10 protein-coding genes are annotated in these 14,766 nt (G+C 64.1%); 9 read left to right on the plus strand and 1 reads right to left on the minus strand.

What is annotated here, in order from left to right; translation table 11 throughout:
• Positions 1 to 6: 6 nt before the first annotated feature.
• A complete protein-coding gene (locus tag ATN37_RS08895; RefSeq protein WP_042450926.1) occupies positions 7 to 2,580 on the minus strand; it encodes a bifunctional lysylphosphatidylglycerol flippase/synthetase MprF in 2,574 nt (857 codons plus the stop codon).
• Between the two features lie 191 nt (positions 2,581 to 2,771).
• Between ATN37_RS08895 and ATN37_RS08900 the strand changes: the two genes are divergently transcribed.
• The 9 genes from ATN37_RS08900 (at position 2,772) to ATN37_RS08940 (ending at position 14,764) form a co-directional block, all read left to right on the plus strand.
• On the plus strand, positions 2,772 to 3,185 hold the full coding sequence (locus ATN37_RS08900) for a BlaI/MecI/CopY family transcriptional regulator (protein ID WP_003944876.1): 414 nt from the start codon (positions 2,772 to 2,774) through the stop codon (positions 3,183 to 3,185).
• Between the two features lie 25 nt (positions 3,186 to 3,210).
• Positions 3,211 to 4,164 (plus strand): M56 family metallopeptidase, encoded by a 954-nt coding sequence (locus ATN37_RS08905; RefSeq protein WP_003944922.1) that lies wholly within the window; start codon positions 3,211 to 3,213, stop codon positions 4,162 to 4,164.
• 261 nt (positions 4,165 to 4,425) lie between these two features.
• Positions 4,426 to 6,423, plus strand: a complete 1,998-nt coding sequence (locus ATN37_RS08910; protein ID WP_218695023.1) for a DEAD/DEAH box helicase — start codon at positions 4,426 to 4,428, stop codon at positions 6,421 to 6,423.
• Between the two features lie 217 nt (positions 6,424 to 6,640).
• On the plus strand, positions 6,641 to 8,098 hold the full coding sequence (gene gndA, locus ATN37_RS08915) for an NADP-dependent phosphogluconate dehydrogenase (protein WP_007730904.1): 1,458 nt from the start codon (positions 6,641 to 6,643) through the stop codon (positions 8,096 to 8,098).
• A 62-nt stretch (positions 8,099 to 8,160) separates the two neighbouring features.
• Entirely contained in the window at positions 8,161 to 9,663 is a 1,503-nt protein-coding gene (locus ATN37_RS08920; RefSeq protein ID WP_217018854.1) for a DEAD/DEAH box helicase, read from the plus strand.
• A 4-nt stretch (positions 9,664 to 9,667) separates the two neighbouring features.
• Positions 9,668 to 10,549, plus strand: a complete 882-nt coding sequence (locus ATN37_RS08925) for a DMT family transporter (protein WP_042919783.1) — start codon at positions 9,668 to 9,670, stop codon at positions 10,547 to 10,549.
• 3 nt (positions 10,550 to 10,552) lie between these two features.
• Entirely contained in the window at positions 10,553 to 11,989 is a 1,437-nt protein-coding gene (locus tag ATN37_RS08930; RefSeq protein WP_020969620.1) for a GuaB1 family IMP dehydrogenase-related protein, read from the plus strand.
• Between the two features lie 311 nt (positions 11,990 to 12,300).
• A complete protein-coding gene (locus tag ATN37_RS08935; protein WP_003944847.1) occupies positions 12,301 to 13,683 on the plus strand; it encodes a hemolysin family protein in 1,383 nt (460 codons plus the stop codon).
• On the plus strand, positions 13,676 to 14,764 hold the full coding sequence (locus ATN37_RS08940) for a hemolysin family protein (RefSeq protein WP_003944826.1): 1,089 nt from the start codon (positions 13,676 to 13,678) through the stop codon (positions 14,762 to 14,764). Before ATN37_RS08935 ends, ATN37_RS08940 begins: the two co-directional genes overlap by 8 nt.
• Positions 14,765 to 14,766: the final 2 nt, after the last annotated feature.

The following is a 14,766-nucleotide window of genomic DNA, read 5'->3' on the forward strand; positions in this document are numbered from 1 at the left end:
CGCGAATCAGCGACCCAGAATCGTCCGAACAAGTTTGAATCCTTGACCGATCGTCACGGTCGGCAGGTACGCCCGTCCGACCGCGTTCCCGATGCTCGGCAACGCGGCTGGATCGGCGAAAGTCATGTGCATCGGCACGTACCGAGGCTGGAACTTCGATTTGAAGGCCAACAGCGAACGAAATCCGTACACCGGTTCCAGGGTGCGACCGAGTAGGTCGAGCACGCTGTCCATCATCGCCGAGAAAGTCGTGGCCTCCGGTTCGTTCGCATTCCTCTCGGAGTCACCGGCGATTGTTGCCAACGGTGCACCGGACAGACTGAGGAACTCGACGCCCTCCTCCTCCAATTTCAGTGCAGCGGAGGCGATGAGGAACTCCATCGCGGGACGGAATCCTTCGGAGCGTCGCCTCATGAAGTCGAGTGTCCACCCGACGACTTTGCCGTCGCGGTACACCGGTAGCCACGACGTGACACCGTGCACGGTGCGATCCTCGTCGACGGCGATCAGGCACCGCACTTGTTCGTCGTCGACCTCGTCGAGTCCGCCGAGGGTGAATCCCATCTCGGGCATCCCCTTGTCCGCCACCCATTCCTCCGAGATCGCAACTATCTGATCCTTGATCGCGAGAGGTGCATGAGGGAAGGAAATCCACTCGGCCGTGATCCCGGACTTCTTCGCCCGGTTCAGTGCTGTTCGCACATCCTGGAACCGCTTTCCTGTGAACGCGACCTGTCCGAGGTCGAGCACGGTTTCCTCGGCGACCTGCAGGCCGCTCCAGCCCATGGAATCAGTGATGCTTCGGGCGTCGTCGGTCACTGAATAGAAGCAGGGAATCCAACCGTTCGACGACGCGAACTCGGCAAACTCCTCGATCGCCGTGCGCATGCGATCTGGAGGACCGACCGGATCACCGGTTGTGAGAGCAACACCGGCGATGACGCGATACGCGACGTAACTCGAACCGTCCGCGCTGAACCAGTATGTGTTTCCCTTCCACGTCGTCATCCAGGACAACGGGCTGCCGGTACCGGCGATCAACATGGATCGCGCTCGTTCGGCGGCTTTGGGATCGGCGGTCTTGACCGGCTTGAGGAAACTCACGAACACCAACACGGCGGCGACGCCCCAGAACACGACGCCGGTCCACTCGAAGAGCAACGTCGACTCGATGTCCACGGGAAGCAGACGCGGATCGATCAACTGCAGGTACACGGGCGGTACAAGGCGCTGAGGGAAGTCCGCGAGCAACATCGTTACGGTTGGCTCGCGATCGAACCCGTGCCTGGCGAGCATTCCGCCGCCGACGTAGATCACGGCGAGGACCGCGAGCAAGGTCACGATCGCAGCACCGAGACGTCGGTATGTCTTGGCCGGGGCCGCGACGTCGAAGTATCGACGTGTCGCGATCAGCAGGATCAGTACGAAGAGCGGTGTCAGGAACGGCACCAGAGTTCGGTACACGTTCGGATCGCTGATTCCGTAGAACAAGCTGTCACTGTCGACGGCGTCGACGAACCTGATGACGAAGTTCCCGATCGAGAGGACGAGTAGGACTACCTGAGCACACACTGTCGCAATCCAGGCGAATCTGCGGCCACGACGGAGCCCGTCACTCAACACGAGAACGAAGATCGACGGCATCAGCGAGAGCAGAGTCGGGCCGATACCGGAGAGTCTGAGCTCGAGGAGTCCTCGTCGGCAGTCCGGATCCGACGAGGACTCCTCGCACAGTTCTCGAACCTCGGCGACAGTCCAGGGAACTCCGCGGAAGAGGTCACGGAGGACCGCGAGTGGGCCGACCGCCTGCGGGGACAATGCGGCGATCATCGGGCCGATCGCACTCGCCGCGACGACGATGGCGACCAGGACGCGACCCTCTCGCTGTGTCCCGGCGATGCGCTCACCGCGCGCCGATCGTCCGACGATCCACTGACCGATCACCAAACCCACCACAGCGGCAAAGAATCGGATGACGTCTTGCAGCTGACCACTGAACAAGGCCAAAGTGATCGTCAACGCCAAAGTTCCGACGCGAATGCGACGGCGCCACAGGGTGCCCATGTTCGAGCTGGCGGCCATCGCAGCGCCGACGATCCATGCACTGGCTCCGACCGCGGAGCCCACGTGGAGGCGGAATCCCCAACTGGAATCGAACACCTTCGCAAACGACGCCCAGCCGAGCCCGAGCAGGACTCCCAAGATTTGAGTGCTTGCGCCGGCGATCGCAAGCTTGATCGTTCCCATTCGGCGTTCGAGGGGTGCGGCGACTGCGATCAGGAGCACGGTCGCGCCGAGGTACCCGAGCAGGTTTCCTGCCCACAGCACGGACGTGAGCGGAGTCCAGATGCGGCCGTGCTGGATCGAGCCCATTCCGGCACCGATCGTGTGCTCGAGATCGCGGGACGGTCCGTGAACGAGGCTGCCGGTTGCGGCACCCACGATCCACATGGTGAGAAGTAGAACGACCGTCAACGGTGCGTCGCGAATGCCGAAACGGATGATGCCGGCAGCTTTCTGCGTGACTACCCGCGCCCGTGATGTCGATTCTTCGGTGCCCGGCGAACTGTCGATCGTCATCTACGTGCGGCTACTTTCTGCGGATCGACTGTTGGCTTGCAATTATCGGGCATCGTCATTGTCGGGACTTTCGTCGTCTCACACCACCGTAACCGTCACGCAGATCACTATGGCCAATACCACACCCCCACCGAGGTGGTTACTACTACCAGTAGTACGTATTTCGTCGTGGAAGTCCGTAGAATCGAAGAATGGCAGGTCTAGGTGAACTCGAACGCGCGGTGATGGATCATTTGTGGTCCACATCGGAACCGCAAACTGTGCGACAGGTGCATGAAGCACTCGCGACGCATCGCGAATTGGCGTACACGACGGTGATGACCGTTCTGCAGCGCCTGGCGAAGAAGCATCTGGTGATTCAGCAGCGTGACGATCGCGCACATCGCTATCTTCCCGTCAACAAGCGCGAAGAACTGGTCGCGAGTCTGATGGTCGACGCGCTGGCCCAGGCTCCGGAGTCCGGCGGTCGCGCTGCGGCGCTCGTCCACTTCGTGGGACAGGTCAATGCTGACGAAGCCGATGCTCTCCGCGAGGCGCTCGCTGCCCTCGAGGTGCGCGAGTCCGCGAAAAAGGCTGCGCAGCCCGGAATTTCTAGGCCGAACTGATTTCGTCGTGCATGATGTGTAGGACATGAACGCCACTACTGCACTGGTTTTCGGACTGCTTGCCTTGTTGCTGGCCGGTCCGGTTCCCGCACTCCTGAGCCGCTCCACGTGGCCTTACCGCGCTCCACGCGCGGCGTTGGTTCTGTGGCAAGCCGTCGCAATTGCTGCGGTGTTGTCGGCATTCAGCTCGGGGCTGGCCATTGCCAGCCAGCTGCTCGTTCCCGGCGCTGACGGTAGGCCGACGACGGCCCCGACCGCCGAAATCGATGCACTTGGGCTCCCGCTGTGGATTCTGTACGTGGTTGTTTTTGCCCTGACGCTCCTGATCGGCGCGAAGCTGATCTTCTCGATCATCCAGGTCGCTGTGAGAACCCGACGTCGCCGTGCACGTCACCGTGTGTTGGTGGACCTTCTCGACGACTGCGCCATGCCTGCGTCAGTGGAACGCACACCCGATCTGCGGGTACTGGACGTCGACGAACCGATCGCATACTGCCTGCCAGGTCTGCGTCAACGCGTGGTTCTCAGTCAAGGCACTCTGCAGAACCTCGATCATGCCGAGGTCAAAGCCATCCTGACGCACGAGCGTTCCCACCTGCGAGCTCGTCACGATCTGGTCCTCGAGGCTTTCACTGCCGTCAACCACGCGTTCCCCCGTTTCGTTCGTAGCAAGTCGGCCCTGGGATCGGTGCAGCTACTGGTGGAGTTGCTCGCCGACGATTCAGCCGTGCGGGCTACCGGTCCCACTCCCCTCGCGCGGGCGCTTGTCGCGTGTGCCGGATCGACGGCACCCCGCGGGGCAATGGCAGCGGGCGGGCCGTCGACGCTCATCCGAGTGCAACGCCTCTCGGCCGACGACGCAGATCCCCGCATCGCAGTTTTTGCGTATCTCGGGGCGGTCGCGATTCTCGTTGTTCCCACGGTTGCGGTGGCTGTGCCCTGGCTCACCGAACTTCGACTGCTTTTCAACGCATACTGAGTCTTGACCTGCGTAACCCCGTGTAGTAGTGCAGGTCACAGGCGGGGCTACCTGACTTCGGTGTCCCCGGTGGCGTAGAGTGGATCACGGCCACCATCGTGGTCCGTCAACATATAACGGCACACAGCCCAATTCCCCGCAGTATGCGTTCGGATTGCCAGGTGACATGTGCCCTGGCTCGTCCCTTTGCGAACTGTGTCGTGTATTTCAGCATGGCTTCTTCCGCTCCGCGACGTGCCCGTAGTCCGGAGAGGTTTCCGCGTGACCAACGCTGTCCAAATGTCGTCTTCCGAGAACATCGAAGACCCCACCGTCAACACCCCCGCTGCCGAAGAAGCAGTCGCCACCGAGCCGGGTATCACCTTCGCCGAGATCGGCCTGCCCGAGCAGCTTGTTGCCGCATTGGCGCGCAACTCCATCACCGTCCCGTCCCCCATCCAGGCGCAGTCCATCCCGGACGCGCTCGCCGGAACCAACGTTCTCGGCCGCGCACAGACCGGATCGGGCAAGACCCTCGCCTTCGGCCTGCCGATGCTGACCCGCCTCTCACGCCACGAAGATCGCCCGGCCGCCAAGCGTCCCCGCGCACTCGTGCTCGTCCCCACCCGTGAGCTTGCTTTCCAGGTGGTCGACTCCCTCAACTCCTACGCCGGAGCACTCGGACTCACGGTTCGCCCCGCTGTCGGTGGAACGCCGTTCGCCAAGCAGGTCGATCAGCTTCGCCGCGGCGTAGACGTCCTCGTCGCAACGCCGGGTCGTCTCGGCGACCACCTGCGTCAGGGCACCTGCATCCTCGACTCGGTGGAAATCACCGCACTCGACGAAGCCGATCAGATGGCGGACATGGGCTTTCTGCCCGAGGTTCGCTCGATCCTCGGTGAGACCCCCGCAGACGGACAGCGTCTGCTGTTCTCGGCAACCCTCGACCGTGAGGTCCAGTCGCTGGTTCGTCAGTTCCTGGCCAACCACGTCACCCACTCCACCGAAGACGGCCGCGCAAGCGTCGACACGATGGAGCACTACGTTCTCCTCGTCGATCGTGGACAGAAGGATTCCGTTCTCGCCGAGATCGGTGCCCGCGACGGACGCACCATCATGTTCGCCCGCACCAAGCTCGGTTGCGAGGGAATCACCGACCGCCTCCGCGCAGTCGGCATCGCTGCCGAGTCGCTTCACGGCGGCAAGGCACAGAACCAGCGCACCCGCGTCCTCGAGCGTTTCAAGAACGGCCGCACCCCGGTCCTCGTCGCAACGGACGTCGCAGCACGCGGCATCCACGTCGACGGCATCGACCTCGTCGTTCACGTCGATCCCCCGGCCGACCACAAGGACTACCTGCACCGCGCTGGTCGTACCGCTCGCGCCGGCGAGAAGGGCACCGTTGTCGCCATCGTGCTGCCCAACCAGAAGCGTCAGTTCAAGCGTCTGACCGGTATGGCCGGCGTCAATGCCGCAGCCGTTGCCGTCACCCCGGGTTCTGCTGAACTTGCTCGCATCACCGGCGCCAAGAAGCCGACCGGAGAACCGTTGCGCGAGAGCTCTTCTCGTGGCGAGCGTTCCTTCGGTGATCGTGGTGGAAGCCGTGGCGGCTACCAGGGCAACCGCTCGTCCGGTGGATACCAGGGCAATCGTTCTTCGGGTGGATACCAGGGTGATCGCTCCAGCGGTGGTTACCAGGGCAACCGCGACGGCGAGAGCCGCGGCGGATACCAGGGTGATCGCTCCAGTGGTGGTTACCAGGGCAACCGCGACAGCCGCCCCTCGACCGGATACCAAGGAAACCGCTCCTCGGGTGGCTACCAGGGCAACCGCGACGGCGAGAGCCGCGGCGGATACCAGGGCAACCGCTCGTCCGGTGGTGGATACCAGGGTGATCGCTCCAGCGGTGGTTACCAGGGCAACCGTGACAGCCGTCCGTCCTACGGAGACCGCGACAGCCGCCCGTCGACGGGTTACCAGGGCAACCGCTCTTCGGGCGGATACCAGGGAAGCCGCGACGGCGAGAGCCGCGGCGGATACCAGGGCAACCGCTCGTCCGGTGGTGGATACCAGGGCAACCGCGACAACAACCGCTCGTACGGCGATCGCGACAGCCGCCCCTCGACCGGCTACCAGGGCAACCGCTCCTCCGGTGGATACCAGGGAAACCGCGAAGGCGGCGACAACCGTGCAGCCTCGACCAGCGGTGGCGGCTTCCGCAGCCGCACCGACCGTCGTAGCTATGACGGATTCGACGGCCCGAAGCGCGATCAGCGGTAATACCTGCGCTGAGCTGCGGCTCGACAACTGAACACTGAGAACCTTCCGGCTGTGCCGGAAGCTGTATCGAGACGGATGCAGGTCACTGCAATTAAAGTGATCTGCATCCGTGTTTTGTATGCACGGTCTGATGTTCACGCGCGTCGCGGCCGCACCGTTTTCGGCTGCGCACAGCGCAGGATTTCACAGCCGCGGACCGAGAGGGAAAGCTGTAAGCATGTCAACCACTAGCACCGAATCACCCCGAGCTCAGATCGGCGTCACCGGCCTGGCCGTCATGGGTTCGAATATTGCCCGCAATTTCGCCCGCCACGGTCACACCGTTGCCCTGCACAACCGCAGCATCGCGAAGACCGATGCCCTGATCGCCGAGCATGGTTCCGAGGGCGATTTCGTGCGCACCGAGACCGTCGAGGAGTTTGTTGCCGCACTTCAGAAGCCGCGACGCGTCCTGATCATGGTCAAGGCCGGCGCCCCGACCGATGCTGTCATCGAAGAGCTCGCAAACGCCATGGAGCCCGGCGACATCATCATCGACGGTGGCAACTCGCTCTACACCGACACGATCCGTCGTGAAGCGGCGATCCGCGCCCGCGGACTGCACTTCGTCGGCGCCGGTATCTCCGGTGGCGAAGAAGGCGCACTCAACGGTCCGTCGATCATGCCGGGCGGCCCGAAGGAGTCCTACGAGGCTCTCGGCCCGCTTCTCGAGTCCATCTCCGCTCACGTCGACGGCACCCCGTGCTGCACGCACATCGGCCCCGACGGCAGCGGTCACTTCGTCAAGATGGTGCACAACGGCATCGAGTACGCCGACATGCAGCTCATCGGCGAGGCGTACAACCTCTTCCGCGACGCTCTGGGCTACGACGCCGGTCAGGTTGCCGACGTCTTCACCGAGTGGAACAAGGGCACCCTCGAGTCCTACCTGATCGAGATCACCGCCGAGGTGCTCCGCCAGGTCGACGCCGAGACCGGCAAGCCTTTGGTCGACGTCATCGTCGACGCTGCCGAGCAGAAGGGCACGGGCCGCTGGACGGTCAAGTCCGCTCTGGATCTGGGCGTGCCGGTCACCGGCATCGCCGAGGCCGTGTTTGCTCGCGCACTGTCCGGTAGCCGCAATCAGCGCGCCGCAGCTCAGGCGCAGGGTCTGGCTGCCGGCTCTCTCGGCGACAAGCCTGCTGACGCCGAGCAGTTTGCCGCCGACATCCAGGCCGCGCTGTACGCGTCGAAGATCGTGGCGTACGCGCAGGGCTTCGATCAGATCGCTGCCGGCAGCGCCGAGTACGACTGGAACCTCAAGCCTGCCGACCTGGCGACGATCTGGCGCGGTGGCTGCATCATCCGTGCGCAGTTCCTCAACCGCATCAAGGACGCGTTCGACGCCGATCCGAGCCTGCCGAGTTTGATTCTGGCGCCGTACTTCCGCGAGGCCATCGAGGCAGGCATCGACAGCTGGCGCCGCGTGGTCGCCACCGCGACGATGCTCGGCATTCCGGTACCTGCGTTCGCGTCCTCGCTGTCGTACTACGACGGTCTCCGCGCGGAGCGTCTGCCGGCCGCCCTGACTCAGGGTCAGCGCGACTTCTTCGGCGCGCACACCTACGAGCGCATCGACAAGCCGGGCAAGTTCCACACACTGTGGAGCGGTGACCGCAGCGAAATCGAGGCCTGATTCACAGCGGGTATCGGTAGATGCGGTCATCTGCGTCTACCGATACCCGGTAGCCTGGACAAATGCAGGAATCGACGATCGACTCGCCCACCTCGACCGAAGGGCGTTCGTTCGTCGACCTCGGAATCCCCGCCGTGATGGTGCACGCGTTGCGCCGAAGCGGCATCGATGCCCCCTTCCCCATTCAGTCGGCAACCATCCCCGATGTTCTTGCCGGTCGGGATGTACTCGGGCGCGGTGCGACGGGTTCCGGAAAGACTCTGGCCTTCGGGCTTCCGATGCTGGTGCGCCTCAAGGGTGGGGCGAGCAAGCGGAATCGTCCGCGCGGTTTGGTGCTCGCTCCCACCCGTGAGCTGGCGATCCAGATCCACAAGGCACTCGACGACGCCGCTACCGAGATCGGTTTGCGTGTGGCAAATGCGGTCGGGGGCGTTCCGATCAAGCGTCAGGCCGACATCCTTGCCCGCGGCGTCGATCTGCTGATCGCGACCCCCGGGCGCCTACTCGACCTACTCGACCAGAAGTCGGTGATTCTCGACGACGTCGTGATCACGACCATCGACGAAGCCGACCACATGGCAGACATGGGTTTCATCGACGAGGTTGCGAAGATTCTCGACACGACTCCGAAAGACGGTCAGCGTCTTCTCTTTTCGGCGACACTCGACGGCAAGGTCGACGATCTGGTCGCGGGTTACCTGCGCAATCCGGCGTCGCACTCGACTGCTCCCCCGGTTGCGACCGTCTCGACCATGGAGCATCACCTGCTTTTCGTCGACCACGACGACAAGAGATCCGTTGTCGCACATATCGCTTCGCGCGCGGGGCGGACCATCATGTTCGTCAAGACCAAGCACGGTGTGGATCGTCTTGCGCAGCAACTGCATTTGATCGGCGTCTCGGCCGGGGCTCTGCACGGCGGCAAGACGCAGAACAATCGGACCAAGACCCTCGCGTCGTTCTCCGACGGGACAACACCGGTCCTGGTCGCCACCGATGTCGCCGCGCGCGGAATCCATGTCGACGACGTGACGCTCGTCGTTCACGTCGATCCCCCGGCCGAGGCGAAGGACTACCTGCACCGGGCCGGCCGGACGGCACGCGCCGGGGAATCAGGCGTCGTCGTCACCATCGTCACCGACGAAGAACGTGATTCGGTCGAGAAGTTGACCAAGCAGGCAGGCATCAAGGTTCACGGTGTGCGGGTTCGTCCTGACGATCTTGAACTCACGCGCATCACCGGTGCGATGGAGCCGACGGGAATTCCGGTCGAGGCTCCCGATACGACGGTTGCCGTCAAGCACACCGCCAAGCGTGGCCGTCAGGAACACGACACTGCAGGCCGGACCGCTGCCGGAGGCCGGATGAAGAAGGACGGCGACAAGCGCGCCGCCTCCTCGCGGCGCGTCACCGATCCGAAGAGTGTGAAGAAGATCCGTGCGGACGGCACTCCGGTCCCGACCCGTTCGGAGCGTCTGGCGTCCAAGGGCTTGACCCCGCGTCACGGCGCACCCGGCGCAGGAAAGCCGTCTGCCGGAAATCGGGCGGGCAAGCGCGCACACTGAGGGAATGGGTGATCTTCCACTGATCTCGGTTCTCTGCGCACTTCTCGCTGCACTGCTCTTCGCGTGCGCTTCGGTCGCTCAGCAACGGGCGGCGTCCGCGGTTCCTGAGGGCGAGGCGTTGGTGGCGTCGTTGATTCGCAGTCCTCGGTGGTGGGCCGGGCTGATCGGTGACGGCGGCGGGTACGTCATGCAGGCCGTTGCACTGTCGTTGGGTTCGGTGTTGGTGGTGCAGCCGCTGATCGTGACCTCGTTGCTGTTCGCGCTGCCTCTCTCGGCCAAATTCTCGGGAATCCGCATCACCCGTTCCGCGTGGTCACTGGCGATCATGCTCGCGATTTCCTTGGCGATCTTCCTCGTCGTCGGCGATCCCACCGAGGGAGACAGCAATGCTCCATGGTCGGATTGGGCTGTGCCCCTGACGATTACGGTCGCAGTGGCCGTGGCCGCAACTGTCGGCGGCTTGTCCAAACTCGACGGCGGCTGGCGCGCACTGCTTCTCGGCTCTGCGGCAGGCATCTTCTACGGCGTCGCCGTCGCATTCACCAAGTACGTCACCGACCTACTCGGCCACGGCGTCATCGGGGTGATTTCGGCATGGCAGACGTGGGCGCTGATCGCCTCGGGCGCAATCGGGGTCTACCTGCAACAGCGCGCGTTCCAGGTCGGGCCGCTGTCGGCGTCGCTACCCGCCCTGACGATCGGCGAGCCGATCGCGGCCATCTTCCTGGGGATGACAGTGCTCGACGAACGCCTCCGCGTCGACGGTCCCGGAATTGCTCTCATCGGGTGCGCCGTCGCCGTCATGATCATGACCACGATCGCCCTCTCCCGCTCACAAGCGCGCGATACCGAGGGCGCTACGGCGGAATCGACGGTAGGCTCGTGAAACGTGCAGTTCCTCGAAGGGCAACGCCCCCCATACGACCTGACCTACGACGACGTCTTCCTTGTCCCTAACCGGACCGAGGTCACCTCTCGGTTCGACGTCGATCTCAATTCTTCCGACGGATCCGGAACGACCATTCCCGTCGTGGTCGCCAATATGACCGCAGTCGCCGGCCGCCGCATGGCGGAGACTGTCGCCCGCCGCGGCGGACTGGTCATCATTCCGCAGGACGTCCCCACCGAAGCTGTCGCCGAGACCGTGGCGTTCGTCAAGAGCCGCCACCTCGTCGCCGATACGCCGGTCACGCTGAGTCCGGACGACGCCGTCTCCGATGCGCTGGCGCTGCTTCCCAAGCGCGCTCACGGCGCGGTCGTGGTGGTCGAGGACGGTAAGCCTCTCGGTGTCGTCACCGAGGCTGCCTGCGCGGATGTCGATCGGTTCACTCGCCTCCGTACCGTCGCGATCACCGACTTCGTCACGGCCCCGGTCACCGCCACACCGCGTGAGGTCTTCGAACTGCTCGAAACCAAGCACGATCCGCTGGCGGTCATCGTCAACGAAGACGGGACTCTTGCCGGCGTCCTCACCCGCACCGGCGCGATTCGTGCCGGCATCTACGACCCCGCAGTCGACGAGCGCGGCGCACTCCGGGTCGCTGCGGCGGTCGGTGTGAACGGTGACGTGGGCGCCAAGGCCAAGGCACTCGTCGACGCCGGTGCCGACGTAATCGTCGTGGACACGGCTCACGGTCACCAGCAGAGAATGATCGATGCGCTCACCACCCTCAAGGCGCTCGATCTCGGCGTCCCGTTGGTCGCAGGCAACGTGGTCTCCGCACAGGGAACCCGTGATCTGATCGCCGCAGGCGCGGACATCGTCAAGGTCGGCGTCGGACCCGGAGCCATGTGCACGACTCGCATGATGACCGGCGTCGGACGCCCGCAGTTCTCGGCCGTCGCGGAATGTGCTGCAGCGGCACGTGAGCTCGGCAAGCACGTCTGGGCCGACGGCGGCGTTCGACACCCCCGCGACGTTGCACTCGCCCTCGCGGCGGGCGCGTCGAACGTCATGATCGGCTCGTGGTTCGCCGGCACATACGAGTCCCCCGGCGATCTCAAAGTCGATCAGGCGGGCAACGCGTACAAGGAGAGCTTCGGTATGGCCTCCAAGCGCGCTGTTGCCGCTCGCACAGCCACCGAAACGGCTTTCGATCGCGCCCGTAAGGGATTGTTCGAGGAAGGCATCTCCAGTTCGCGGATGCGTCTCGATCCCGAGCGCCCTGGAGTCGAGGACCTGATCGATCAGATCTGTTCCGGCGTGCGCAGTACCTGCACGTACGCTGGTGCGCGCTCTCTCGAGGAGCTGCACGAGAAGGCCGTTCTGGGCGTGCAGTCCGCCGCCGGATTTGCCGAAGGACGGCCGCTTCCGTCTGGTTGGTGAACCACGTTCTGTGACTGTCGGCGGGTGCTCGGGTCCCTACTCCCGGGCACCCGCCGGTATCATTGGATCCGTAAACAGAAAACAAAACTCGGTCGGGTGCCCTTCGGCGACCCGACCGAGCCCGCTACAGCCGAGAACTACTCGGCTCTGACGAAAGGAACCCGGTGCCCGAGGCACCCACACACTTACCCGGCGCTACACCCGTCGTTTTATCCGAGGAATCTTCTGATTCCGCCGGTTCGGAGGGCTCCTCTAGCGAGCCGGGAGACAAACCCGGCGGCCCCCGTGCACATCTCAGGTGGCGATGACACATGGACATCGTTTTCACCATTCTCAGCCTGGTCGGCTTCATCGCGCTGACTGCAGGCACCGCCCTCTTCGTGGCGGCCGAATTCTCACTGACCGCGCTCGAACGCAGCACCGTCGACGAAGCTGCTCGTGGCGGCGACCGACGCTCGCGGCAGGTTCAACACGCGCACAAGACTCTTTCGTTCCAGCTCTCCGGCGCTCAGCTGGGCATCACGATCACAACCCTGATCACCGGTTACCTGGCCGAGCCGGTCCTGGCACGGTTCATCACACCGGTCACGAAGGCCGTCGGGCTCAGTGAATCCGCTGCCTCGACAACGTCTTTGATCCTGGCGCTCGTGATCGCGACCTCGTTCTCCATGATCTTCGGTGAGCTCGTACCGAAGAACCTCGCAATCTCCAAGCCGATGCCCACCGCCCGCGCGACTGCGGGCCTGCAAGCAGGGTTCTCGCTGATCTTCCGGTGGGCCATCAACGGCCTCAACGGAACCGCCAACTGGATCGTGCGACGCCTGGGCATCGAACCCGCGGAGGAATTGCGCTCCGCGCGATCACCGCAGGAACTCGGGTCCCTCGTGCGGACGTCCGCGCAGCGCGGGTCCATCGACAAGGGCACGGCGATGCTCGTCGACCGTTCACTGCAGTTCGGTGACCGCACGGCAGAAGAGCTGATGACTCCGCGAGTGAAGATCGAATCGCTGGAACTCTCGGACACCGTCGCAGACCTGATCGTGACGGCGTCGCGGACCGGCTATTCGCGCTTCCCGGTCGTTCGCGGCGATCTCGACGACACGGTCGGCGTCGTACACATCAAGCACGCGTTCACCGTTCCGGCCGAACGTCGGCGCACGACGCGCGTCGACAGTCTGGCTCAACGTGTTCCCGTCGTGCCGTCGAGCCTGGACGGAGACACCGTCATGGAGCGAATCCGCTCGGACGGTATGCAGGTTGCGCTCGTCGTCGACGAGTACGGCGGAACTGCCGGCATCGTCACGATGGAAGACCTCATCGAGGAAATCGTCGGCGATGTGCGCGACGAACACGACGAACCCGAACTCGACGTGCAGCGCGTCGGCGACGGATGGTCGTGCTCCGGTCTCCTGCGCATCGACGAGGTCACTTCGGCTACCGGGTACACCGCTCCCGAAGGCGACTACGACACGCTCGGTGGGTTGGTGCTCACCGAACTGGGCCGCATCCCCGACGAGGGTGACGAGGTGGAATTGCCCGACGTCGACTCGTCCGGTGATTCGCGCGGAAAGTGGATTGCACGAGTGACCGGCATGGACGGCCGCCGTATCGACCGGGTGACCATCACGCCGGTCCCCGCTTACGTCGAACCCGAATCCGCAGACGACAGCAAGAAGGAGTCCGACGATGAATAACCTCTTCGGTGTACTCCTCACCGTCGTGCTGCTCGCCGGCAATGCATTCTTCGTCGGTGCGGAGTTCGCACTGATCTCCGCACGACGTGACCGCCTCGAAGCACTGGTCGCGCAAGGCAAGAAGCGGGCGCTCACAGTCATCAAGGCCGGTGAGAACCTCTCGCTCATGCTTGCGGCGGCTCAGCTGGGCATCACGATCTGCTCGATCCTCCTCGGTAAGGTCGCCGAGCCCGCCATTGCGCACCTCCTCGAGGTGCCGATGGAAGCCGTCGGTCTGCCCGACGGATTGCTGCACCCGATCTCGTTTGCCATCGCGCTGTCGCTCGTCGTCGTGCTGCACATCCTGCTCGGCGAGATGGTGCCCAAGAACATCGCGTTGGCCGGCCCCGAGAAGACGGCCATGCTGCTCGTTCCCGTGCATCTGGCGTTCATCAAGATCGCTCGCCCGATCATCGCGTTCTACAACCTGTGCGCGAACGGAGTGCTCAAGCTCCTGCGCGTCGAACCCAAGGACGAACTCGACGTCACGGTCTCGGCGGTGGAGTTGTCCGCGATGATCGGTGAATCGCGATCCGAAGGTCTGATCGACGCCGAAGAACACCGGCGGTTGAAGCAGGCACTCGAATCGACCGATCGGACCGTCTCCGAGGTCCTGATCACTCTCGACAAGGTGCGGACCATTCCCCTCACACCGTCGGGAACAACACTGGGTGAGATCGAGCGTGCGGTCATCGAGACCGGATACTCGCGTTACCCGGTGCGAGCGAGCGACGGATCGCTGGCTGGGTACGTGCACCTCAAGGACGTGCTCGACGAGGTGCTCGACGAGGCCGCTGGACCGGACACCGTCGTTCCGACGTCGGATATCCGGCCGCTGCCCATCGTTCCGCTCAGCACACCGCTGGCCGAAGCGTTGGCCGGCCTTCGTCGGGCCAGCTCGCACCTCGGCGCTGTCACGGACGCTGACGGAGTGGTGATCGGTATCGTCGCGCTCGAGGATCTCCTCGAGGAGTACGTCGGAACGGTCCGCGACGGCACGCACCGCGGCACGGATGCTGTTCCCGGACAAAGAAACAGCTGATC

The sequence above is a fragment of the Rhodococcus sp. MH15 genome, assembly GCF_019266045.1.
GTDB classification, from domain to species: domain Bacteria; phylum Actinomycetota; class Actinomycetes; order Mycobacteriales; family Mycobacteriaceae; genus Rhodococcus_F; species Rhodococcus_F qingshengii.